The organism is Dyella thailandensis, from assembly GCF_050749815.1.
Lineage (GTDB): Bacteria > Pseudomonadota > Gammaproteobacteria > Xanthomonadales > Rhodanobacteraceae > Dyella_A.
This window is the reverse complement of sequence record NZ_CP192735.1, coordinates 2,181,736-2,205,174: the sequence shown is the minus strand read 5'-3', so window position 1 is coordinate 2,205,174 and position 23,439 is coordinate 2,181,736. Positions and strand designations below refer to the sequence as shown.

Genomic DNA, 23,439 nt, shown 5'->3' with positions numbered 1-23,439 from the left:
CTTGATGCCCGCCCTCGTTCGAGGTCAGGCGTGCCGAGATAGCGTAATTGGAGGGAGGATGCCAAAGGTTTCGGCGAACTCCGCGGCAGGCAGCGGTCGGGCGAACAGATAGCCTTGCCCCTCGGTGCATCCGACCTGTCGCAGTGCACTGCATTGCTCGTTCGTTTCCACTCCCTCGGCGATGGTTTCCAGCGAGAAGGCTTTTGCCATATCGAGCACCGCACGGATGACGGCAGTGTCTTGCCCGGATTCGAGCATGTTCTGCACGAAGGAGCGGTCGATCTTGATGCGACTGAGTGGGTAGCGCTTGAGCAGGCTCAGCGAGGCGAATCCAGTTCCGAAATCGTCGAACGCAACGCCCACGCCGTGTTCGCGCAGCAGGCGGAGCGACTGCAGTACCACATCATCATGATTGAGGACGATGTTCTCGGTGATCTCCAGCTCCAAGGCCTGAGGTGGCAGCCCATGCCGCTCAAGTGCGGAGATGACATGTGCTGCCAGGTCGTCGACGCGGAACTGGGCTCCAAACAAGTTCACGCTGATACGGAAATTCCCCGCCCCGCGGCGTCGCCAAAGCGCCGTCTGCGCACAGGCTTCGTCGAGTACCCACGCGCCGACGGTTGCCGCAAGCGGGCCATTCTCCAGCGCGGGTAAAAAGGCGGCTGGCGATAGCAATCCTCGCTCTGGATGCCTCCAGCGGATCAATGCCTCGGCGCCTGCTAGCGCACCATCGGACAGCCGGACCTGCGGCTGGTAGAACAATACGAACTCCCCTTCGTGCACGGCGCGATGCAACCCAAGCCCGTAGAGATGGCGGGCTACCGCTTCCATGCGCAGCGCCTGTACAAAGACGAATGCTGTTGCACCGCCCAGGCGCTTGGCGTGGAATAGCGCAAGGTCGGCGTTTCCGATCAGCTCCAGCGCCTCCTGCGCATGCAGCGGTGCCACGGCGATGCCGCAGCTCGCCGTTACCCGCACTGCATGGGCATCGACCCGGATGGCTTCCGCCACGCGGTCGATGACTGACTGCGCGACGGCATGCGCTTGTTCCGGCGTATCTACCTGTAACAGCAAGCCAAACTCATCGCCGCCAATGCGGGCAACCAGGCCCCGTGACCCAAGCGCCGACTCCAGTCGCCGTGCAACCTCGCACAGGATGTCATCGCCCACTGTGTGTCCCAAGGTATCGTTGACGTCCTTGAAGCCATCAAGGTCAATCATTACGACAGCTACGGACGCAGATTTTGCCAATGCTTCTTCGACGCTTCTGTAGAAGCGGGCGCGGTTGGCAAGTCCGGTCAGAATGTCCGTGGTGGCGAGACGGAGAAGTTCCTTTTCCTCCCTCTTGCGGGCGGTGATGTCCTGCAGATGCGCGTTGAAGACCAGCTGGCCGCGGTCCTTCCAGCAGAAAAGCGAGAGGCCAAGCTCGAACTCCGTCCCATCCTTGCGCAGGCCGTGGATGGATGTCGGCATAGGCAGTTGGTCGAATGTCCCCGCGGCTACTGCCTGCTCGACCAGTTTGCGAAAGGCGGAACGCTCCCGTTCGGGGATGAGCGCATCAACCAGCTCACCATGCCCTTCCTTCAGATCGTAGCCATGCAATGCCGCGGCAGCCTTGTTCCAGGCCACGATCTCGCGCTGCGCATTGAACCAAACAACGGCGGTCGGCGAGTGGCGCGCGAACTCCTCGAATGGGCGCTGTGCCTGCTCGGTGGACATCTCGAGGCGGCGCAGCTCCAGGCGATCCATCGCCATCTTGGCCAGTTCGCGCAGCCTTGCACGGTCTTCTTCGGAAAACTCCCGGGGCTGGCTGTCGATCACGCATAGCGCGCCCAGCGCATGCCCCTCGGGCGACAGCAGCGGGACGCCCGCGTAGAAGCGCAGGTTGGCAGAGCCGATCACCAGCGGATTGTCATGAAAGCGCTCATCAAGCCGCGCGTCGGGCACGACCATCACATCGTTCTGGGTGATGGCATGGGCGCAGAAGGATGCCTCACGGCTCATGTCTACCGTGCCGATGCCGGTGCTCGCCGCGAAAAAGACGTGGTCGCTGCCGATCATGTTCACCGCGGCCGCAGGGGTGCCAAACATGCGGGCGGCGACCCTGACCACCGGATCGAGGGAGGGCAGTGGTCTGGATCCTCCCAGGCCATACGAGCCCAGAGCTCGCAGCCGTTCGTTCTCGTTGGGCGGAATGAATGGACATTTCATTCGAAATTTCCTTCGCGTGGCAGCTGGCGAGGCATGGCAAACCCAGTCCGGCATCTTCCTGATTCTGCGATCATTTCACTCCTGCCGGGCGCCTTTGTCGAGCGCTGGCTGAAACCACGATCTCGCGGACGCTCCCCGAGCCCGATCAACAAGCCAGAAAGATTTCGCAGCCGGACTGAGCAAGCTGAATCGCGCAAGGCCGGGTTGCCCGATGTCCACGCAGAAGCGTGGTGCATCCATTCAACGAGCGCGCGCCAAAGTCTGCGGCGGGGGGGCATGCCTGTGGGTTGGAATCGGCCTCCTTGGCGCCTGTTTGCAATCGTCAGAGGCGCCGCTACTCATGACTCGTTGTCGTCGCCCTCCACAACGCGCCGCTGGATGCGGTCCAGGTAGGCGTCCAGCTCGCCGGTGCTGGTGAACACCTCGCTCACCGGTACGGCCTTGACGATGTCGAACACCTTGCGCACTTGCGGCTGCGGGTCCAGCAGCAGGGTGTGCCCGTCGATCGCGCGGGTGGCCTTGCGGATGCGCGCCACGCTGCGCAGCCCGGCGCTGGAAATGTAGTCGAGCCCGGCCAGGTCGAGCACCACCGTAGAGCCGCGCGCCAGCGCGTCCAGCAGCGGTTGGGCGGCCTGGTCGAAGTCGAGGTAGGTCATGGCGTCCAGGCGCCCCTTGAGGTGCATGACGAGGCGATTGGCGGCGGTCTTTTCCGGGTGCAGTTCGAACGTCATGGCGTCGGTTCCGTGTGATCGGGATGGATGAAGCGGAGCTGCAGGTGGTTGCCTTCGCTGTCGTGGTTGTAGATCAGTTCGCTGGCCATCGCGCGCACCAGGTGGATGCCCAGGCCGCCGATTTCCTGCGCATCGGCGACGTCGCCACTCAACGCCGGCGGCGCCGCTTCCAGCGGGTCGAATGGCGCACCGTTGTCGTGCAGCTCCACCTGCACCACCTCGGCAGAGGGGCGCAGGCGCAGGCGGATCTTGCCGTCGCTGGAGCCGTCGTGGCCGTGCTGCACCATGTTGACCATCAACTCCTCCAGCACCAGCCGCACGTCCTCGCGCGTGCCGGCGGCGATGCCCGCGTCGTGCAGCACGCTGTCGCAGCGGTCGAGGGCGTCGAAGACGCCTTCGACGGTGGGTTTCATGGTCAACTCAAGCATGCGCTCCTCCTGCGTCGCGTGGTGGTGCCAGCTCAGGGCGAGGATGGTGATGTCGTCGGTCTGGTCGTGACCGGCGGCGAAGGCGTCGACGTCGCTCAGCAGGCGATCGGTAAATGCACTCGGCGAGTCCGGCGCCGGCGCGCGCAGCAGGCTGGCCAGGGTGCGCTCGATGCCGTACATGTCGCCGGCCGCGTTGCCGGCTTCGGTGATGCCATCGGTGTACATCAGCAGCGTGTCGCCCGCCTGCAACATCAGGGTCTGCTCGCCATAGCTCGCTTCCTCGTCGAGGCCGATGGCCGGGCCGGTCTCGATCTCGAACAGCGCGCTGTGACCAGCGCGGCAGAGGATCGGGGCTTCGTGCCCGGCGCTGGCCATCACCAGCCGGCCGTCGCTGGTGTTCAGAACGCCACACAGCAGGGTGATGAACATGCAGCTGTCGTTGCCGCGGCACAGTTCGCGGTTGAGTTGCTCCAACAGCTGGTGCGGGCGGCGGGCCCGTGGCGCCAGCGCCTTGGCCAGGGTGATGGCGCGCGCCATGAACAGCGCCGCCGGGATGCCCTTGTCCGACACGTCGCCCACCATCACGCAGAAGTGCTGCTGGTCGAGCATGAAGTAGCTGTAAAGGTCACCGCCCACTGCGCGGGCCGGACGCAGCAGGGCGTGCAGCTCGAAGGTGGCGCAGTGCGCGTCGAGATAGTGCTCGTTGGGCAGCAGGGCGACCTGGATCTGGTGGGCGATCTCCAGTTCGCTGCGCAGTCGCTCCTGTTCGCGGGTGGCCCGGGTGAGCCGGGCCAGATGAAGCGCCAGCTGCGTGCGCATCGTGTCGAAGGCCTGGGTAAGGCGGCCGATCTCGTCACGCCGGCGCACCTTCGGCAGCGCGAAGTCCAGCTCGCCGCGGGCGACGTGCTCGGCCCGACCGGTGAGCACGGCCAGCGGCGCCAGCGTGCGCCGGGTCACCAGCAGGATCATCAGTGCGATACCCAGCATCGCGAGCAACCCGAGGATCAGTTCGCGCATCACCAGCTGGCGCAGGCTGCGCTCCATCAGCGCCTGCGGCACCTGCAGTCCCAGCGTCCAGGACGTGCCGTGGACGGGCGCGCTGTAGATCCACGACGGCTCGGTGACGTCGGCTAGTCCGTGCACGGACAGCGCCTGCGGCTGCGTCGCTGCACTTCGCAGCGCGGCGACCAGTGCGGGCGAGGCGGGTGCGCCCAGCAGCGTGCTGCGGTCATGGGCCAGGAAGTGCTGCTGGGCATCCACCACGAACAGCTGGGCGCCATCCGGGCGGCGCAAGGTGCCAAGCACCCCCTGCAGCCATTCCAGTGTCACGTCGGCGTTGACCAGGCCGACGGCGCGCCCGTTGTCCTGGATGGCGACGGAGTAGTTGATCAGGCGTCGCTGGCGCGACTGGGAAAAGAACGGCTGCTGCCAGCAGCCATTGGGGCAGGCCAGACCATGCAGGAACCAGGGCTGCTCCCAGTAGCGCGTGGCGTCGCCGCGCAGATCGCGCTGCCCCAGCGTGCCGTCGGTCAGCCGGTCGACGAACGGCGCCGGCGGAGGCGCGGCCGGATCGTCCGGCACCCAGGTAAAGGACAGGCCGGCCAGATCGGCGTTGGCGGAGAGGGTGGTGCGCGCGAGGTCTTCGGTGCGATCGGAGCGGCTCGCGGCCAATCGTGCCAGCAGCCGGGTCGCCTCGGTGACGCGCTCGATGTGCGCCTCGATGCCGTTGGCCGCGGCTACCGCGAGCGTGCCGCCTTCACGGTGGGCGGACAGCAGCCACTGCTCGCGCAGGTGGCCAAGCAGCACCAGGCCACTGGCCACGATGACGACCGTCGAGCCGAGCAGGCTCCACAGCGACAAGCGTGAAGCGATACTGCGCAAACCCCTCATGCGCACCTCCCGGTCCCAACGCATCTAGCCACGCCGCGCGGTTGCCCGCAAGGAGCGATCAGGCCGCATACTTCACGCTTTCAGAACGTGGAGCCCCGCGATGCCCGGCCAACAGAACGAAGTCACCTTCCGCTTTCTCGCCGAGCCCACCGACGTCAATTTCGGCGGCAAGGTGCACGGCGGCATGGTGATGAAGTGGATCGACCAGGCCGGCTATGCCTGCGCCGTGGGCTGGAGCGGCGCGTACTGCGTGACTGCATCGGTCAGCGGCATCCAGTTCGTCAAGCCGATCCTGATCGGCGATCTGGTGACGGTGAAGGCGCGGCTGATCCACACCGGCACCAGCAGCATGCATCTGGCCGTCGACGTGCAGGCCAGCGACCTGCGCAGCGGCGAGCCGCGCCTGGCGACCAGTTGCGTGATGGTGTTCGTGGCGCTGGACAGCCCCGAGGGCAAGCCGACGCCGGTGCCGACGTGGGTGCCGCGCAACGACGACGACGTGCGCCTGCAGGAATACGCCCGCCGCCTGATGGACATGTCCAAGGCGATGGAGCGGCAGGTGGTGTCGCTCCATCCCGGCGCGCCGACGGCCTGAGCCGGAACCCGGTTTTGGTCGGCGCGAACAGCAAGCGAGGCTTGTGCTGCCGGGTCGATCCGCGCATCATGCGCGCCCCGCGTTGCGGCGCGGTCGCCTGATCGTCGTGAAAACCCCGCAATAGTGTTGACAGTCTTCGGGGGCGTGGCGACAATAGGCGTTCTTTGTTGGAGGGATACCCAAGCGGCCAACGGGGGCAGACTGTAAATCTGCTGGCTTACGCCTTCGGTGGTTCGAATCCACCTCCCTCCACCAGTCAGGTTCCGCGAAGGTTGATTCGATCGAGGCGGGAGTAGTTCAACGGTAGAACCTCAGCCTTCCAAGCTGATGGTGCGGGTTCGATTCCCGTCTCCCGCTCCATTGAACTCGACCTCAAGCAATTCGCTCATGTAGCTCAGTCGGTAGAGCACTTCCTTGGTAAGGAAGAGGTCGCTGGTTCGATTCCAGTCATGAGCACCAGTCCAGCGGAAGGCCGGCTTGTCCGGCTTTCTCTGCGAAAGAGATTTCTTCACTTCAATTGACTCCATCGGGGTTTAAAGCGTATGGCAAAGGGTAAATTCGAGCGCACCAAGCCGCACGTCAACGTGGGCACGATCGGTCACGTGGACCACGGCAAGACGACGCTGACGGCGGCGCTGACGAAGATCGGCGCAGAGCGCTTCGGTGGTGAATTCAAGGCGTACGACGCGATCGACGCGGCGCCGGAAGAGAAGGCGCGTGGTATCACGATCTCGACCGCACACGTGGAATACGAGTCGCCGAACCGCCACTACGCCCACGTGGACTGCCCGGGCCACGCCGACTACGTGAAGAACATGATCACGGGTGCGGCGCAGATGGACGGCGCGATCCTGGTGTGCTCGGCCGCCGATGGCCCGATGCCGCAGACGCGTGAGCACATCCTGCTGTCGCGCCAGGTGGGCGTGCCGTACATCGTGGTCTTCCTGAACAAGGCGGACATGGTGGACGACGCCGAGCTGCTGGAGCTCGTCGAGATGGAAGTGCGCGAGCTGCTGTCGAAGTACGACTTCCCGGGTGACGACACGCCGATCATCAAGGGTTCGGCGCTGAAGGCGCTGGAAGGTGATCAGAGCGAGATCGGCGTGCCGGCGATCATTGCGCTGGTGGACGCGCTGGACAGCTACATCCCCGAGCCGCAGCGCGACATCGACAAGCCGTTCCTGATGCCGGTGGAAGACGTGTTCTCGATCTCCGGTCGCGGCACCGTGGTGACCGGTCGCGTCGAGCGCGGCATCATCAAGGTGGGCGAGGAAATCGAGGTCGTGGGTATCCGCGACACGCAGAAGACCACCGTGACCGGCGTGGAAATGTTCCGCAAGCTGCTGGATCAGGGTCAGGCGGGCGACAACGTGGGCCTGCTGCTGCGCGGCCTGAAGCGTGACGACGTGGAGCGCGGCCAGGTGCTGGCCAAGCCCGGCTCGATCACCCCGCACACCGACTTCGAGGCCGAGGTGTACGTGCTGTCGAAGGATGAGGGTGGTCGTCATACCCCGTTCTTCAAGGGCTACCGCCCGCAGTTCTACTTCCGCACGACCGACGTGACCGGTGCCGTGACCCTGCCGGAAGGCGTGGAGATGGTGATGCCGGGCGACAACGTGAAGATGGTGGTGAGCCTGATCCACCCGATCGCGATGGACGAAGGCCTGCGCTTCGCGATCCGCGAAGGCGGCCGCACCGTCGGCGCCGGCGTGGTGGCCAAGGTCATCAAGTAAGCAGTAAAGTGGCAAGTCGCCCGCTGGGTTGACTGCCGGGTCGGGAGGTGGGGGCGGCCATGCCAGCCCTCGCCTTTCGGGCGCGAAACGCGCCACCCTGCAGTTGGCAAAGCGTGCGACTTTGCTCGTTTTTGAAACTTCAGTACGCCAGTAGCTCAATTGGCAGAGCAGCGGTCTCCAAAACCGCAGGTTGGGGGTTCGAGTCCCTCCTGGCGTGCCATCTTTGCGAGGAGCGATGGCGGGTAGTGCGGGGTCGGTCGCCATGACGGTCATCGCCGCATCCGCCTGGTGCGCATGAATACCAAGGCAGAACAATCCCGGGGCACGAGCGCCGGAGACATTGGCAAGCTGGTGCTGGCCGGGCTGGTGCTCGTGGCCGGCATTTTTGCGTACTCCTGGTATGGCAGTGACGGCAGCGTGCCGCAGTCGGTGCTCGTGCTGGGCGTCATCGTGGCGATCGTCGCGGCGATGGCGATTGCAGCATTCACCGCGCCGGGGCGTCGCCTGAAGGGCTTCGTGGCCGAGTCGCAGTTCGAGTTGCGCAAGGTCGTATGGCCGACCCGCGACGAAACGGTCAAGACCACGGCGGTCATCATTCTGGTGGTTGTCGTGTTGTCGCTCCTGTTGGGTCTGATCGACCTGATCCTTAAGTCGGTCGTGCTCGACTGGCTGCTCAAGCTGGGTTCGTGAGGTGTGGGCATGAGCAAGCGTTGGTATGTGGTGCACGCCTATTCGGGCTTCGAAAACCAGGTCAAGCGTTCGCTGGACGAGCGCATCAAGCGCGCCGGCATGGAAGAGAAGTTCGGCGAAGTGCTGGTGCCGACCGAGGAAGTGATCGAGATGCGCGCCGGCCAGAAGCGCCGCAGCGAGCGCAAGTTCTTCCCGGGTTACGTTCTGGTGCAGATCGAGACGGACACCGAGGGCAAGGGGCCGCGCATCGATGACGAGTGCTGGCACCTGGTGAAGGAAACCCCGAAGGTGATGGGCTTCATCGGCGGCACGGCCGACAAGCCGCTGCCGATCCGTGACAGCGAGGCGGACGCCATCCTCAGTCGGGTCCGTGAGGGCGTGGAAAAGCCGCGTCCCAAGGTGCTGTTCGAGCCGGGCGAGATGGTCCGCGTCACCGATGGCCCGTTCAACGACTTCAACGGCGTGGTCGAAGAGGTCAACTACGAGAAGAGCCGCCTGCGCGTGGCGGTGTTGATCTTCGGTCGTTCGACGCCGGTCGAGCTGGAATTCGGGCAGGTGGAGAAGGCCTGACCAGCCTTCCGGGCGCCTCCCATAGCGCGGCGCGACCGCCGGTGGTCCGTTCGCCGCAGTGCCATCGCGCCTCCTTGGCGCGCCGCTTGCTTAAAACATGATCAATCTCTAAACTACGCGGTTCACGCCGGGGCTTTCCTGCCTCTGCGTGTCCGCGTTTTCAGATGCCCGCCAGAAGGCGGGCCTTCCATCGTCAAGGAACGACATGCTGCGAGGAGCCGCAAGGCGCTTGCACTCGCGAGGAAAATCCCATGGCAAAGAAAGTTACTGGCTACATCAAGCTTCAGGTCAAGGCCGGTCAGGCCAACCCGTCGCCGCCCGTCGGTCCGGCGCTCGGTCAGCGTGGCCTGAACATCATGGAATTCTGCAAGGCGTTCAACGCCGCCACGCAGAAGATGGAGCAGGGCGCTCCGGTGCCGGTGGTCATCACCGCGTATTCGGATCGCAGCTTCACCTTCGTGATGAAGACCTCCCCCGCCACCTACTGGCTGAAGAAGCTCACCAACACCGCGAAGGGTTCGCCGAAGCCGAACACCGACAAGGTGGGCAAGGTGACCCGCGCCCAGTTGGAAGAGATCGCCAAGCAGAAGGACGCCGACCTGACGGCGGCTGATCTGGATGCTGCGGTTCGTACGATCGCCGGTAGTGCCCGTTCCATGGGCCTGGTTGTGGAGGGCTAAGACATGGCAAAGCTGACGAAGCGTATGAAGGCGGCCCAGGCCGCGGTGCAGCCGGGCAAGATGTACGCCCTGGACGACGCACTGAAGATCATCAAGGACAACGCCAAGGCGAAGTTCGCCGAGTCGGTCGACGTGGCCGTGCGCCTCGGCATCGACGCGAAGAAGTCCGATCAGGGCGTGCGCGGCTCCTCGCTGCTGCCGCACGGCACCGGCAAGACCGTCAAGGTCGCCGTGTTCGTGCCGGCCGGTGAAAAGGCCGAGGCCGCCAAGGCCGCCGGTGCCGACGCGGTCGGCATGGACGACCTGGCCGAGCGCATGCAGGCCGGCGAGCTCGACTTCGGCCGCGTGATCGCCACGCCGGACGCGATGCGCGTGGTCGGCAAGCTGGGCCAGCTGCTCGGCCCGCGCGGCCTGATGCCGAACCCGAAGGACGGCTCGGTCACGGCCGACGTCGCCACCGCGGTGAAGAACGCCAAGGCGGGTCAGGTCAAGTTCCGCAACGACAAGGCCGGCATCATCCACGCCACCATCGGCAAGGCCAGCTTCGAGGCGTCCCAGCTCGCGGACAACCTCAACATGCTGATCGCCGACCTGCTGAAGGCGAAGCCGTCTTCGGCCAAGGGCCAGTACCTGCAGAAGGTCGCCCTGTCGAGCACGATGGGCGTGGGCGTGCCGGTCGACACCTCGTCGCTGACCATCGCGGCGAAGTAAGCAAGCAAGTTCAAGTCCTGCCGGGGCCCCTAAGGGCCGTGCAGGCAAGTTTTTGAGGGTAGCCCCGGCCTTGTGCCGGGGCCGCCGTCAAAGACCGCAGGCGCGTTCAGCGCGCGACGACGACGGGCAGGGAGCTCGTGCTGGCAAGGAGTCGCCGTCGTTGCAAGCGGGGCCGCTTAATCGGACTCCTTCGGGAGTTCGGCCTGCGCAGATGGTGCTGCCCCTTCTGGAATCGTTTTTCTGGAAAGGCCACCACCCGGGACCTTATCGGGTCCCCGACGTCACGGAGGGCGTCGCCCAGGACCGCAAGCGGCAGGAGCCGTGAGCGGAGTTCATTTGGAGGAGTGCAATGGCTCTCAATCTGTCCCAGAAGCAAGAAGTAGTCGCCGAGCTGGCAGAAGTCGCCGCCAAGGCCCACTCCTTGGTTGCAGCCGAGTACGCAGGCACCACGGTCGCGCAGATGACCGAGATGCGCCGCAAGGCTCGCGAAACTGGCGTTTTCTTGAAGGTTGTCAAGAACACGCTGGCGTCGCGCGCGGTGGTCGGTACCGAGTTCGAGGTCGTCAAGGACGCCCTGACCGGTCCGCTGCTGTATGCGTTCTCGACTGAGGAACCCGGTGCTGCCGGGCGCCTGATCAAGGAATTCGCCAAGGGCAACGACAAGCTGAAGGCGAAGGTCGTTTCCGTGGAAGGCAAGCTGTATCCGGCTGAGCACGTCGACGTGCTGGCCTCGCTGCCGACCCTCGAGCAGGCGCTGGGCATGCTTGCCCGCGTGCTGGCCGAGCCGGCTTCGATGTTTGCCCGCGTGGTCAAGGCCGTGGCCGATCAGCAGGGTGGTGGCGATGCCGCCGCCGCGCCGGCCGATGCCGAAACCGCCGCCTAAGCTCGACGCCTTTTCAAACCGATTTTATTTCCAGAGGTAAATCAAATGTCCCTGACCAACGAACAGATCGTTGAAGCCGTCGCCGCCAAGTCGCTGATGGAAGTGATGGACCTGGTGAAGGCCATCGAAGAGAAGTTTGGCGTCACCGCCGCTGCCCCGGTGATGATGGCCGCTGGCCCGGCCGCCGCCGGCCCGGCTGCCGAAGCGCAGACCGAGTTCGACGTGATCCTGAAGTCCGCCGGCGAAAAGAAGGTCGACGTGATCAAGGCCGTTCGCGCGATCACCGGCCTGGGCCTGAAGGAAGCCAAGGACCTCACCGAGGCCGGTGGCGTCGTGAAGGAGCAGGCTTCGAAGGAAGACGCCGAGAAGTTCAAGAAGGATCTGGAAGCTGCCGGCGCCACGGTCGAACTGAAGTAATTGGCGCTCTTGCGCGCCATCAGTTTGATCTAGCGTCACGCAAGCCTGGGGGCGCAAGCCCCCGGGCTTTGCCTGTTGCAAGGCCAGTGTTGCGTGCTGGCTCGTTTTACCGCCGTACCGCGTCACCCGGGAAGGCAGTACTGAGAGGCCGCGTGCCGACCTCTGACTCCTGTCTTTTTGATGTCCCGCCGGGCCTGCATGGCCAGCCGGAACATCGCCGCTTTTCATCATTCAGCCGGTGTGTGCACCACCGGCGCCACTGCGAACCGAGGCGTCACCGACCATGACCTACTCGTTTACCGAGAAGAAGCGCATCCGCAAGGATTTCGGCAAGCGTCCGCCCGTGCTGGGCGTGCCCAACCTGCTGACGATCCAGACCGACTCCTACCGTGAGTTCCTGCAGGAGCATGTCGCGCCCAAGCAGCGCGAGGAGAAGGGTCTGCATGCGGCCCTGAAGTCGGTGTTCCCGATCACCAGCTATTCCGGCAACGCCGCGCTGGAATACGTGGACTACCGCCTGGGCGAGCCGGCATTCGACGAGCGCGAGTGCCGCAACCGCGGCATGACGTTCGGCGCGCCGCTGCGCGTGACCGTGCGCCTGGTCATCTACGACAAGGACAGCCCGGCCTCGAAGAAGGCGGTCAAGTACGTCAAGGAGCAGGAGGTCTACATGGGCGAGATCCCGCTCATGACCGACACCGGCACCTTCATCATCAACGGCACCGAGCGCGTCATCGTCTCGCAGCTGCATCGTTCGCCGGGCGTGTTCTTCGACCACGACCGCGGCAAGACGCACAGCTCGGGCAAGCTGCTGTTCTCGGCGCGCGTGATCCCCTACCGCGGCTCCTGGCTGGACTTCGAGTTCGATCCGAAGGACGCGCTGTTCACCCGCATCGACCGTCGCCGCAAGCTGCCGGTGACGGTGCTGCTGCGCGCGCTGGGCTACACCAACGAGGAGATGCTGGGCATCTTCTTCGAGCACAACGTGTTCCACCTGGGCAAGAAGGGCGGCACCACGCTGGAGCTCGTCGCCGAGCGCCTGCGCGGCGAGACGCTGAGCTTCGACCTGATGGTCGGCGACAAGGTGCTGGTGGAAGCCGGCAAGCGCATCACTGCGCGCCACGTGCGCCAGCTGGCGGCCGAGAACATCACCGCGCTGGAAGTGCCGGACGACTACCCGGTCGGCCGCATCCTGGCGATCGACGTGGTCGACCCGAAGACCGGCGAGCTGCTGGCTTCGGCCAACGACGAGATCACCGCCGAGCAGCTTGAGGCCTTCCGCAAGGCGGGCATCGAGACGCTGCCGACGCTGTACGTGAACGATCTCGATCGCGGCGCGTACATCTCGCACACCCTGCGCATCGACAACACCAAGACGCCGCTGGAGGCGCTGGTGGAGATCTACCGCATGATGCGTCCGGGCGAGCCGCCGACCAAGGACGCCGCGCAGAACCTGTTCTTCAACCTGTTCTTCACGTTCGATCGCTACGACCTGTCGGGCGTCGGCCGGATGAAGTTCAACCGCCGCGTGGGTCGCCAGGACATCCTCGGTCCGGGCGTGCTGTACGACTACAAGTACTTCGCCGACCGCAAGGAAGAGGCGTCGCAGGAGCTGGTCAAGTCGCTCGGCGAGTCGTCCGACATCCTCGACGTGCTCAAGGTGCTGATCGACATCAAGAACGGCCACGGCACCGTCGACGATATCGACCACCTGGGCAACCGTCGCGTGCGTTCGGTCGGCGAAATGGCGGAGAACACCTTCCGCATCGGCCTGGTGCGCGTGGAGCGCGCCGTGCGCGAGCGCTTGAGCCTGGCCGAGTCCGATGGCCTGACCCCGCAGGACCTGATCAACGCCAAGCCGGTTGCGGCGGCGGTGAAGGAGTTCTTCGGCTCGTCGCAGCTGTCGCAGTTCATGGACCAGAACAACCCGCTGTCGGAAGTGACCCACAAGCGCCGCGTGTCGGCGCTTGGACCGGGCGGTCTGACCCGCGAGCGTGCCGGCTTCGAAGTGCGCGACGTGCATCCGACCCACTATGGCCGCGTCTGCACCATCGAGACGCCGGAAGGCCCGAACATCGGCCTGATCAACTCGCTGGCGGTGTACGCCCGCACCAACTCGTACGGCTTCCTCGAGACGCCGTACCGCAAGGTCGAGGGTGGCAAGGTCACCGACAAGGTCGATTACCTCTCCGCGATCGAGGAGGGCGACCACGTGATCGCCCAGGCGAACTCGCCGCTGGACAAGCATGGCGCCTTCATCGAGGACTTCGTGTCCTGCCGCTTCCGCGGCGAGTCCGAGCTGCGCCCGGCGGCCGAAGTCGACTACATGGACGTTTCGCCCATGCAGACCGTGTCGGTGGCAGCGGCGCTGGTGCCGTTCCTCGAGCACGACGACGCGAACCGCGCGCTGATGGGCGCGAACATGCAGCGCCAGGCCGTGCCGACGCTGCGTTCGCAGACCCCGCTGGTCGGTACCGGCATCGAGCGCGCCGTGGCGCGCGACTCGGGCGTCATCGTCACCGCCAAGCGCGGCGGCGAGATCGAGCAGGTCGACGCGGCGCGCATCGTGGTGCGCGTGAACGAGGAAGAGGTCGGCGACAACGATGCCGGCGTCGACATCTACACGCTGACCAAGTACACCCGCTCCAACCAGAACACCAACCTCAACCAGCGCCCGCTGGTGAACGTGGGTGACGTGGTGGCGAAGGGCGACACGCTGGCCGACGGTTCGTCGACCGACCTGGGCGAGCTCGCGCTCGGCCAGAACATGCTGATCGCCTTCATGCCGTGGAATGGCTACAACTTCGAAGACTCGATCCTGCTGTCCGAGCGCGTGGTGCAGGAAGACCGCTACACCTCGATCCACATCGAGGAGCTGTCGTGCATCGCCCGCGACACCAAGCTGGGCGCCGAGGAAATCACCGCCGACATCCCGAACGTGGGCGAACAGGCGCTGGCGCGCCTGGACGAGTCCGGCATCGTGTACATCGGCGCGGAAGTGAAGGCCGGCGACATCATGGTCGGCAAGGTCACGCCCAAGGGCGAAAGCCAGCTCACGCCGGAAGAGAAGCTGCTGCGCGCGATCTTCGGCGAGAAGGCGTCCGACGTGAAGGACAGCTCGCTGCGCGTGCCGCCGGGCATGGACGGCACGGTCATCGACGTGCAGGTGTTCACCCGCGACGGCATCGAGAAGGACAAGCGCGCCAAGCAGATCGAGGAAATGGAGATCAAGCGGATCCGCAAGGATCTGGACGATCAGTTCCGCATCCTCGAGGGCGCGATCTACAACCGCATGCGCACCCAGCTCGTCGGCAAGTCGGCGATGAGCGGTCCGGGCGGCCTGAAGCGCGGCACCGAGATCACCGACGCCTACCTGGACGGCCTGAAGAAGGACGACTGGTTCAAGATCAACGTGAAGGACGAGGACGTCACCGAGTTCCTCGAGCGTGCTGCCGACCAGATCAAGCGCCACAAGGAAGAGTTCGACAAGCGCTTCAAGGAGAAGCAGGGCAAGATCACCCAGGGTGATGACCTTGCTCCGGGCGTGCTGAAGATGGTCAAGGTGTTCCTGGCCGTGAAGCGCCGCATCCAGCCGGGCGACAAGATGGCCGGTCGCCACGGCAACAAGGGCGTGGTGTCCAACGTGGTGCCGGTGGAGGACATGCCGTACATGGCTGACGGCACCTCGGTCGACATCTGCCTGAACCCGCTGGGCGTGCCTTCGCGTATGAACATCGGCCAGATTCTGGAAGTCCATCTGGGCTGGGCCGCCAAGGGCCTGGGCAAGAAGATCCAGAAGATGCTCGAGGCGCGCGAGAAGGTGACGAAGGTCCGCGAGTTCCTCGATCAGATCTACAACCACCACGTCTCCGGCGCCGTGCAGCACGTCGACCTCAAGTCGCTCACCGACGAAGAGATCTTCACGCTGGCGAACAACCTGCAGGAAGGCGTGCCGATGGCGACGCCGGTGTTCGACGGTGCCGAGGAATCCGAGATCAAGGCGATGCTGAAGCTGGCGGATCTGCCCGAGTCGGGCCAGACCACGCTGTTCGACGGCCGCACCGGCGAGGCGTTCGATCGCCCGGTCACCGTGGGCTACATGCACTACCTGAAGCTCAACCACCTGGTCGACGACAAGATGCACGCGCGCTCCACCGGTCCGTACTCGCTCGTCACCCAGCAGCCGCTGGGCGGCAAGGCGCAGTTCGGCGGCCAGCGCTTCGGTGAGATGGAAGTCTGGGCGCTGGAAGCCTACGGCGCGGCCTACACCCTGCAGGAAATGCTGACGGTGAAGTCCGACGACGTGCAGGGCCGCAACCAGATGTACAAGAACATCGTCGACGGCAACCACGAGATGACGGCGGGCATGCCGGAGTCCTTCAACGTGCTTGTGAAGGAAATCCGTTCGCTCGGTATCGACATCGACCTGGAAGAGATCAAGTAACCGACGGGTTACAGGAGCTTATGCAATGAAAGATTTGCTCAATCTGTTCAATCAGCAGCGCGCGACGCCGGACTTCGATGCGATCAAGATCGCGCTGGCGTCGCCGGAGCTGATCCGCTCGTGGTCCTTCGGTGAAGTGAAGAAGCCCGAAACGATCAACTACCGCACCTTCAAGCCCGAGCGTGACGGCCTGTTCTGCGCCGCCATCTTCGGTCCGGTGAAGGACTACGAGTGCCTGTGCGGCAAGTACAAGCGCATGAAGCATCGCGGCGTGGTCTGCGAAAAGTGCGGCACCGAGGTCACCCTGGCCAAGGTGCGTCGCGAGCGCATGGGCCACATCGAGCTGGCCAGCCCGACCGCGCACATCTGGTTCCTCAAGTCGCTGCCCTCGCGCATCGGCCTGATGCTGGACATGACGCTGCGTGACATCGAGCGCATCCTGTACTTCGAAGCCTTCGTGGTGATCGATCCGGGCCTGACTGCGCTCGAGCGCGGCCAGCTGCTCAGCGAAGACCAGTACCTGGAAGCGGTGGAAGAGCACGGCGACGAGTTCGACGCCCGCATGGGTGCCGAGGCCGTCTACGAGCTGCTGAAGTCGCTCGACCTGCCGGGCGAAGTCGTCCGCCTGAAGGAAGAGATCGCCTCGACCAACTCCGAGACCAAGCTCAAGCGCCTCACCAAGCGCGTCAAGCTGATCGAGGCGTTCCTCGAGTCCGGCAACAAGCCGGAGTGGATGGTGCTGACCGTGCTGCCGGTGCTGCCGCCGGACCTGCGTCCGCTGGTGCCGCTGGACGGTGGCCGCTTCGCCACCTCCGACCTGAACGACCTGTACCGCCGCGTCATCAATCGCAACAACCGCTTGAAGCGCCTGCTCGAGCTCAACGCGCCGGACATCATCGTGCGCAACGAGAAGCGCATGCTGCAGGAGTCGGTTGACGCACTGCTCGACAACGGTCGCCGCGGTCGTGCCATCACCGGCACCAACAAGCGTGCGCTGAAGTCGCTGGCCGACATGATCAAGGGCAAGCAGGGCCGGTTCCGCCAGAACCTGCTCGGCAAGCGCGTGGACTACTCCGGCCGTTCGGTGATCGTGGTCGGCCCGACGCTGCGCCTGCACCAGTGCGGTCTGCCGAAGAAGATGGCGCTGGAGCTGTTCAAGCCGTTCATCTTCGCCAAGCTGCAGGCACGCGGCGAAGCGACCACCATCAAGGCCGCCAAGAAGCTCGTCGAGCGCGAGGAAGGCCAGGTGTGGGACATCCTCGAGGACGTGATCCGCGAGCATCCGGTGCTGCTGAACCGTGCACCGACCCTGCATCGCCTCGGCATCCAGGCGTTCGAGCCGGTGCTGATCGAAGGCAAGGCGATCCAGCTGCATCCGCTGGTCTGTACCGCGTTCAACGCCGACTTCGACGGCGACCAGATGGCCGTGCACGTGCCGCTGTCGATCGAGGCGCAGCTGGAAGCGCGCGCGCTGATGATGTCGTCGAACAACATCCTGTCGCCCGCCAACGGCGAGCCGATCATCGTGCCGACCCAGGACGTGGTGCTGGGCCTGTACTACATGACCCGCGAGCTGGTGAACGTGAAGGGTTCGGGCATGGTGTTCTCCGGGCTGGGCGAAGTTCGCCGGGCCTACGAGAACCGTGCGGTAGAGCTGCACGCCAAGGTCAAGGTGCGCCTGAAGCAGGTGCACGTGGACGACGAGGGTGCACGCACCACCACGACCTCGCTGGTCGAGACCACCGTGGGTCGCGCGCTGCTGGCCGAGATCCTGCCGGAGGGCCTGCCGTTCGCGCTGGCCAACACCGAGCTGACCAAGAAGGCGATCTCGCGCCTGATCAACTCCAGCTATCGCCTGCTGGGCCTGAAGGAAACCGTGGTGTTCGCGGACAAGCTGATGTACACCGGCTTCCGCTTCGCGACCCGCGCCGGCATCTCCATCGGCATCGATGACATGATCATCCCGGCCGAGAAGAAGCCGATCTTGGAAGAGGCCGAGAAGGAAGTGGTCGAGATCCAGGAGCAGTACCAGTCGGGCCTGGTGACCGCCGGTGAGCGCTACAACAAGGTGGTCGACATCTGGTCGCGTACCAACGAGCTGGTCGCCAAGGCGATGATCGACGGCATCGGTACCGAGAAGGTGACCGACGCCGATGGCAAGACGGTCGCGCAGAAGTCGATGAACTCGCTGTACATCATGGCCGACTCCGGTGCCCGTGGTTCGGTGGCGCAGATTCGCCAGCTGGCCGGCATGCGCGGCCTGATGGCCCGTCCGGACGGCTCGATCATCGAGACCCCGATCAAGGCCAACTTCCGCGAAGGCCTGAACGTGCTGCAGTACTTCAACTCCACCCACGGTGCCCGTAAGGGCCTGGCGGATACGGCGCTGAAGACTGCGAACTCCGGTTACCTGACCCGTCGACTCGTCGACGTGGCGCAGGACGTGGTGATCACCTCGACCGATTGCGGTACCGAGGACGGCGTCACCATGCAGCCGATCGTGGAAGGCGGCGATGTGGTCGAGCCGTTGCGCGACCGCGTGCTCGGCCGCGTGGTGGTCGAGGACGTCTACGCCCCCGGCGACGACGACCAGCCGATCGTCACCCGCGACACCCTGCTGGACGAGGCCCTGGTCGAGAAGCTCGACAAGGCCGGCGTGCAGTCGGTCAAGGTCCGCTCGCCGATTACCTGCCAGGCCAGCCACGGCGTGTGCGCGCTGTGCTATGGCCGCGACCTGGCCCGTGGCCACCTCGTCAACATGGGCGAGGCCGTGGGCGTGGTGGCGGCGCAGTCGATCGGTGAGCCGGGTACCCAGCTGACCATGCGTACGTTCCACATCGGTGGTGCGGCGTCGCGTGCTGCTGCCGTGGACAACGTCTCGGTGAAGACCACCGGCACGTTGAAGTTCAACAACCTCAAGACCGTGCAGCACAACCAGGGTCACCTGGTGGCGGTGTCGCGTTCGGGCGAAGTGTCGGTGATCGACGCCAACGGCCGCGAGCGCGAGCGCTACAAGGTGCCTTACGGCGCGACCATCGCGGTCAAGGACGGCGATCCGGTCAAGGCCGGCCAGACCGTGGCCAACTGGGATCCGCACACCCATCCGATCGTGTCGGAAGTGGCCGGTATCGTGCGCTTCATCGACTTCATCGATGGCGTCACGGTGCAGAGCCAGACCGACGAGCTGACCGGCCTGGAGTCGGCGGTGGTGACCGATCCGAAGCGCCGCGGCACGCAGGCCAAGGATCTGCGCCCGATCGTGCGCCTGGAAGACAGCAAGGGCCGCGAGCTCAAGCTGCCGGGCACGGACATCGCCGCGCAGTACTTCCTGCCGGCCGGTGCGATCGTGTCGATCCAGAACGGTGCCGAAGTGGGCGTGGGCGACGTGGTGGCACGTATCCCGCAGGAAACCTCCAAGACCCGCGACATCACCGGTGGTCTGCCCCGCGTGGCCGACCTGTTCGAGGCGCGCAAGCCGAAGGAGCCGGCGATCCTGGCCGAGCGTTCGGGCATCGTCAGCTTCGGCAAGGACACCAAGGGCAAGCAGCGTCTGATCATCAAGGACGTCGACGGCAACGAGCACGAGGAGCTGATTCCCAAGTGGCGTCAGGTCATCGTGTTCGAGGGCGAGCACGTGGAGAAGGGCGAGACTATCGTCGACGGCGAGCCGAGCCCGCACGACATCCTGCGCCTGCTGGGTGTGGAGCCGCTGGCTTCGTACCTGGTCAAGGAGATCCAGGACGTCTATCGCCTGCAGGGCGTGAAGATCAACGACAAGCACATCGAGGCGATCATTCGCCAGATGCTGCGCAAGGTTGAGATCACCGAACCGGGCGACAGCCACTACCTGCGCGGCGAGCAGGTCGAGCGCGTGCGCATCAACGAGGAGAACGATCGTGCGGTCGCCCGTGGCGAGCGTCCGGCCGAGTACGAATCGGTGCTGCTGGGTATCACCAAGGCGTCGCTGGCGACCGAGTCGTTCATCTCGGCCGCATCGTTCCAGGAGACCACCCGCGTCCTCACCGAGGCGGCGGTCCGTGGCACCCGCGACACCTTGCGTGGCCTGAAGGAAAATGTTATTGTCGGCCGTCTGATTCCGGCAGGTACGGGTCTGGCGTACCACGCGCAGCGTCGTCGCCAAGGCGGTCTCACCGCCTCGGAGCTGGAAACCCTCTCCGGTTCGGCCCACTCCTTCGCAGAAGCGCCGGTCAGTGACGGTGGTGTCGAGTAAGCCCCTCGCGGGCTTCACTCGTTGACATACGAAATGAGGCGCACGGAGGCGCCTCGTGTTCGGGTCATGGATGCGCGGTGTCCGTTTGCCCTGTGCAGATGGCCCATGTTAAATTTCCGCTTCTTGGCAGGCCGAACGTATCGGTCTGCCTTTATGTTTCCCAGGAATAGTTCCGCATGACGACAGTCAATCAGTTGGTGCGCAAGTCCCGCAGCCCGAAGAGCTACAAGAGCGCTTCGCCGGCCCTGCAGAGCAGCCCGCAGCGTCGTGGTGTCTGCACCCGCGTCTACACCACCACCCCGAAGAAGCCGAACTCGGCCCTGCGCAAGGTCGCCAAGGTGCGCCTGACCAACGGTTACGAGGTCATCAGCTACATCGGCGGCGAAGGCCACAACCTGCAGGAGCACTCGGTGGTGCTCATCCGCGGTGGCCGCGTCAAGGATCTTCCGGGCGTCCGTTACCACACCGTGCGCGGCAGCCTCGATTGCGCCGGCGTGACCAAGCGCCGCCAGTCGCGCTCCAAGTACGGCGCCAAGCGCCCGAAGAAATAAGAGTCAAGGACACCCAACATGTCGCGTAAAGGTTCACATCCCGCCCGTCTGGTCCTGCCGGACCCCAAGCACGGCAGCCAGCTGATTGCCCGCTTCATCAATATGGTGATGAAGAGCGGCAAGAAGTCCGTCGCCGAGAGCATCGTGTACGGCGCGCTCACCCAGCTCGGTGAGAAGAATCCGGAGCCGGTGGCTCTGGTCGAGAAGGCACTCAACAACATCGCTCCGGCGGTCGAGGTGAAGTCCCGCCGTGTGGGCGGTGCCACCTATCAGGTGCCGGTCGAAGTCCGTCCGGGCCGCCGCATGGCGCTGGCCATGCGCTGGGCGATCGACGCGGCGCGCAAGCGCGGCGAGACCTCGATGCCGCGCAAGCTGGCTGCCGAGCTGCTGGAAGCTTCCGAGAATCGCGGTGGCGCGATCAAGAAGCGCGAAGAAACGCACCGCATGGCGGAAGCCAACAAGGCGTTCTCGCACTACCGCTGGTAAGCGTGACTTGCAAGGCAGTGGGCGGGCCCGAGGGCTCGTCCACTGCCTTCTCGCATTTCAGAGGTCAGCATCGTGGCACGCACGACCCCGATCGAGCGCTACCGGAATTTCGGCATCATGGCCCACATCGATGCCGGGAAGACCACGACCACCGAGCGCATCCTGTTCTACACAGGGGTCAGCCGCAAAATCGGTGAGGTGCACGACGGCGCGGCCACGATGGACTGGATGGAGCAGGAGCAGGAGCGGGGCATCACCATCACCTCCGCGGCCACCACGGCCTTCTGGAAGGGCATGGATCGCTCGCTGCCCGAGCACCGCTTCAACATCATCGACACCCCCGGCCATGTCGACTTCACCATCGAGGTGGAGCGCTCTTTGCGCGTGCTCGACGGTGCCGTGTTCGTGCTGTGTGCCGTCGGCGGCGTGCAGTCGCAGTCGGAGACAGTCTGGCGCCAGGCCAACAAGTACTCCGTTCCTCGCCTGGCCTTCATCAACAAGATGGATCGCACCGGCGCGGATTTCGACAAGGTCGTGGCGCAGCTGAAGGAGCGCCTCGAGGCCAATCCCGTGCCGATGCAGCTGCCGATTGGCGCCGAGGACGACTTCGTCGGCGTGGTCGACCTCATGTCGATGCGCGCGATCTACTGGGACGACGCGTCCCAGGGCATGCAATTCGAGTATCGCGACATCCCGCCGGATCTCGTCGAGCCGGCGCGCCGGGCGCGAAGCTTCATGGTCGAGTCGGCGGCCGAGACGTCCGAGGCGCTGATGAACAAGTACCTCGACGAGGGCGATCTCAGCGACCAGGAAGTGATGGCCGGGCTGCGGGCGGGCACGCTCGCCGCCACGCTGATCCCGGTGTTCTGTGGCTCGGCGTTCAAGAACAAGGGCGTGCAGGCGGTGCTCGACGCGGTGATCCATTTTCTCCCGTCCCCAAGCGATCGCCCGCCGGTACGGGGCGTCGACGAGCGCGACCGCGAAGACTCGCGCATCGCCGCCGACGACCAGCCGTTCGCGGCGCTGGCGTTCAAGATCATGATCGACCCGCTCATCGGCGCGCTGACGTTCTTCCGCGTGTATTCCGGCACGCTCAGCTCCGGCGATGCGGTGTACAACCCGGGGAAAGGGCGCAAGGAGCGGATCGGCCGCATCATGCAGATGCACGCCAACGAGCGCGACGAGATCCGCGAGGTACGTGCCGGCGACATCGCTGCGGCGGTGGGGCTCAAAGATGTGACGACGGGCGACACGCTGTGCGCCAGTGATCACGTGATCACCCTCGAGCGGATGACGTTCCCTGAGCCGGTGATCGCCATGGCGGTCGAGCCGAAGACCGCCGCCGACCAGGAGCGGATGGGTGTTGCACTGGGGCGGCTGGCTGCGGAGGATCCGTCGTTTCGTGTGCGCATCGACCCCGAGTCGGGCCAGACCATCATCGCCGGTATGGGCGAGCTGCATCTGGACATTCTGGTCGACCGCATGCGCCGCGAGTTTCAGGTCGAGGCGATCGTCGGCAAGCCTCAGGTGGCATATCGCGAGACGATTCGCCGGCCGGTGCGGCAGGAAGGGCGCTTCGTGCGCCAGTCTGCCGGCAAGGGGCAGTTCGGCCACGTGGTGATCGAGTTGACCCCGCGCGAGCGCGGCCAGGGATATGCGTTCGAGAACGCCATCGTTGGTGGCGCGATCCCGCGCGAATACATTCCCGCCATCGACCGGGGCGTCCAGGAGGCGATGGCCAGCGGTCCGCTCGCCGGATTCCCGGTGGTGGACGTCGGTGTCCGCTTGGTCGACGGCTCGTTCCACGAGGTCGATTCGTCCGAGCTGGCGTTCCGGATTGCTGCGTCGCAGGCGTTCAAGGAGGCCTACGGCAAGGCAGGTCCCGCCCTGCTGGAGCCGGTGATGCGCGTGGCGGTGGTGACCCCCGACGAGCACATGGGGGACGTGATGGGCGACCTCAGTCGCCGTCGCGGTATTCTGCGGGGCTCGCGCGACGCCGGCTCGGTCAAGGCGATCGATGCGCTGGTGCCGCTGGGCGAGATGTTCGGCTACGCCACCAGCCTGCGCTCGCTGACCCAGGGGCGGGCGACATACACGATGGAATTCGATCATTACGCCGAGTTGCCGGCGTCGATGGCCGAGCAAGTCACCAGGAGGGCCTGACAGGGCCAACTTTCGTTATAATTGC

At 65.1% G+C, this 23,439-nt stretch carries 16 protein-coding genes and 4 tRNA genes; 17 read left to right on the top strand and 3 right to left on the bottom strand.

Features of this window, described 5'->3' with window-relative positions; genetic code table 11:
• Window positions 1–24: 24 nt before the first annotated feature.
• The 3 genes from ACQVBX_RS10275 to ACQVBX_RS10265 all read right to left on the bottom strand — a co-directional run bounded on the left by ACQVBX_RS10275 (window position 25) and on the right by ACQVBX_RS10265 (window position 5,260).
• Window positions 25–2,211, bottom strand: a complete 2,187-nt coding sequence (locus tag ACQVBX_RS10275; RefSeq protein ID WP_431633985.1) for a putative bifunctional diguanylate cyclase/phosphodiesterase — start codon at window positions 2,209–2,211, stop codon at window positions 25–27.
• A 338-nt stretch (window positions 2,212–2,549) separates the two neighbouring features.
• Entirely contained in the window at window positions 2,550–2,942 is a 393-nt protein-coding gene (locus tag ACQVBX_RS10270; RefSeq protein WP_431633984.1) for an STAS domain-containing protein, read from the bottom strand.
• Entirely contained in the window at window positions 2,939–5,260 is a 2,322-nt protein-coding gene (locus tag ACQVBX_RS10265; RefSeq protein WP_431633983.1) for a SpoIIE family protein phosphatase, read from the bottom strand. The genes ACQVBX_RS10270 and ACQVBX_RS10265 overlap by 4 nt, the downstream gene beginning before the upstream one ends.
• Before the next feature lie 100 nt (window positions 5,261–5,360).
• Here ACQVBX_RS10265 and ACQVBX_RS10260 point away from each other — a divergent pair, with 100 nt between their 5' ends.
• From ACQVBX_RS10260 to fusA, 17 genes are all read left to right on the top strand, one after another.
• Complete coding sequence (locus ACQVBX_RS10260; RefSeq protein ID WP_431633982.1) at window positions 5,361–5,855, top strand: acyl-CoA thioesterase; 495 nt, start codon at window positions 5,361–5,363, stop codon at window positions 5,853–5,855.
• A gap of 169 nt (window positions 5,856–6,024) precedes the next feature.
• Window positions 6,025–6,110: transfer RNA gene (locus tag ACQVBX_RS10255), tRNA-Tyr, on the top strand.
• 31 nt (window positions 6,111–6,141) lie between these two features.
• Window positions 6,142–6,215, top strand: a tRNA-Gly gene (locus ACQVBX_RS10250).
• 23 nt (window positions 6,216–6,238) lie between these two features.
• Window positions 6,239–6,314 (top strand) — tRNA-Thr (locus tag ACQVBX_RS10245).
• An 83-nt stretch (window positions 6,315–6,397) separates the two neighbouring features.
• Entirely contained in the window at window positions 6,398–7,588 is a 1,191-nt protein-coding gene (gene tuf / locus ACQVBX_RS10240) for an elongation factor Tu (protein WP_431633972.1), read from the top strand.
• A 144-nt stretch (window positions 7,589–7,732) separates the two neighbouring features.
• A tRNA-Trp gene (locus ACQVBX_RS10235) sits at window positions 7,733–7,808 on the top strand.
• A gap of 74 nt (window positions 7,809–7,882) precedes the next feature.
• A complete protein-coding gene (secE, locus tag ACQVBX_RS10230; protein ID WP_431633981.1) occupies window positions 7,883–8,278 on the top strand; it encodes a preprotein translocase subunit SecE in 396 nt (131 codons plus the stop codon).
• Between the two features lie 9 nt (window positions 8,279–8,287).
• The gene (gene nusG, locus ACQVBX_RS10225) at window positions 8,288–8,848 is read left to right on the top strand and encodes a transcription termination/antitermination protein NusG (RefSeq protein ID WP_431633980.1); all 561 of its coding nucleotides are present in this window, start codon (window positions 8,288–8,290) and stop codon (window positions 8,846–8,848) included.
• A gap of 251 nt (window positions 8,849–9,099) precedes the next feature.
• Window positions 9,100–9,528, top strand: coding sequence for a 50S ribosomal protein L11 (gene rplK, locus ACQVBX_RS10220; protein WP_431633979.1), 429 nt, complete (start codon window positions 9,100–9,102; stop codon window positions 9,526–9,528).
• A gap of 3 nt (window positions 9,529–9,531) precedes the next feature.
• Entirely contained in the window at window positions 9,532–10,239 is a 708-nt protein-coding gene (gene rplA, locus ACQVBX_RS10215; RefSeq protein WP_431633978.1) for a 50S ribosomal protein L1, read from the top strand.
• A gap of 349 nt (window positions 10,240–10,588) precedes the next feature.
• On the top strand, window positions 10,589–11,122 hold the full coding sequence (rplJ, locus tag ACQVBX_RS10210; protein ID WP_431633977.1) for a 50S ribosomal protein L10: 534 nt from the start codon (window positions 10,589–10,591) through the stop codon (window positions 11,120–11,122).
• A 45-nt stretch (window positions 11,123–11,167) separates the two neighbouring features.
• Window positions 11,168–11,539, top strand: coding sequence for a 50S ribosomal protein L7/L12 (gene rplL / locus ACQVBX_RS10205; protein WP_431633976.1), 372 nt, complete (start codon window positions 11,168–11,170; stop codon window positions 11,537–11,539).
• Window positions 11,540–11,822: 283 nt separating this feature from the next.
• Window positions 11,823–15,983 (top strand): DNA-directed RNA polymerase subunit beta, encoded by a 4,161-nt coding sequence (rpoB, locus tag ACQVBX_RS10200; protein WP_431633975.1) that lies wholly within the window; start codon window positions 11,823–11,825, stop codon window positions 15,981–15,983.
• 25 nt (window positions 15,984–16,008) lie between these two features.
• Window positions 16,009–20,214: a DNA-directed RNA polymerase subunit beta' gene (rpoC, locus tag ACQVBX_RS10195; RefSeq protein ID WP_431633974.1), complete on the top strand. Its 4,206-nt coding sequence runs from the start codon at window positions 16,009–16,011 to the stop codon at window positions 20,212–20,214.
• Between the two features lie 176 nt (window positions 20,215–20,390).
• Window positions 20,391–20,765, top strand: a complete 375-nt coding sequence (gene rpsL, locus ACQVBX_RS10190) for a 30S ribosomal protein S12 (protein WP_404636151.1) — start codon at window positions 20,391–20,393, stop codon at window positions 20,763–20,765.
• Between the two features lie 18 nt (window positions 20,766–20,783).
• On the top strand, window positions 20,784–21,251 hold the full coding sequence (rpsG, locus tag ACQVBX_RS10185; protein WP_404636153.1) for a 30S ribosomal protein S7: 468 nt from the start codon (window positions 20,784–20,786) through the stop codon (window positions 21,249–21,251).
• Between the two features lie 72 nt (window positions 21,252–21,323).
• Complete coding sequence (fusA, locus tag ACQVBX_RS10180) at window positions 21,324–23,414, top strand: elongation factor G (protein ID WP_431633973.1); 2,091 nt, start codon at window positions 21,324–21,326, stop codon at window positions 23,412–23,414.
• Window positions 23,415–23,439: the final 25 nt, after the last annotated feature.

Coding starts and splice junctions, on each gene's coding strand:
- ACQVBX_RS10275 (WP_431633985.1), bottom strand. CDS start 2,211: ATGAAATGTCCATTCATTCCGCCCAACGAGAACGAACGGCTGCGAGCT.
- ACQVBX_RS10270 (WP_431633984.1), bottom strand. CDS start 2,942: ATGACGTTCGAACTGCACCCGGAAAAGACCGCCGCCAATCGCCTCGTC.
- ACQVBX_RS10265 (WP_431633983.1), bottom strand. CDS start 5,260: ATGAGGGGTTTGCGCAGTATCGCTTCACGCTTGTCGCTGTGGAGCCTG.
- ACQVBX_RS10260 (WP_431633982.1), top strand. CDS start 5,361: ATGCCCGGCCAACAGAACGAAGTCACCTTCCGCTTTCTCGCCGAGCCC.
- tuf (WP_431633972.1), top strand. CDS start 6,398: ATGGCAAAGGGTAAATTCGAGCGCACCAAGCCGCACGTCAACGTGGGC.
- secE (WP_431633981.1), top strand. CDS start 7,883: ATGAATACCAAGGCAGAACAATCCCGGGGCACGAGCGCCGGAGACATT.
- nusG (WP_431633980.1), top strand. CDS start 8,288: ATGAGCAAGCGTTGGTATGTGGTGCACGCCTATTCGGGCTTCGAAAAC.
- rplK (WP_431633979.1), top strand. CDS start 9,100: ATGGCAAAGAAAGTTACTGGCTACATCAAGCTTCAGGTCAAGGCCGGT.
- rplA (WP_431633978.1), top strand. CDS start 9,532: ATGGCAAAGCTGACGAAGCGTATGAAGGCGGCCCAGGCCGCGGTGCAG.
- rplJ (WP_431633977.1), top strand. CDS start 10,589: ATGGCTCTCAATCTGTCCCAGAAGCAAGAAGTAGTCGCCGAGCTGGCA.
- rplL (WP_431633976.1), top strand. CDS start 11,168: ATGTCCCTGACCAACGAACAGATCGTTGAAGCCGTCGCCGCCAAGTCG.
- rpoB (WP_431633975.1), top strand. CDS start 11,823: ATGACCTACTCGTTTACCGAGAAGAAGCGCATCCGCAAGGATTTCGGC.
- rpoC (WP_431633974.1), top strand. CDS start 16,009: ATGAAAGATTTGCTCAATCTGTTCAATCAGCAGCGCGCGACGCCGGAC.
- rpsL (WP_404636151.1), top strand. CDS start 20,391: ATGACGACAGTCAATCAGTTGGTGCGCAAGTCCCGCAGCCCGAAGAGC.
- rpsG (WP_404636153.1), top strand. CDS start 20,784: ATGTCGCGTAAAGGTTCACATCCCGCCCGTCTGGTCCTGCCGGACCCC.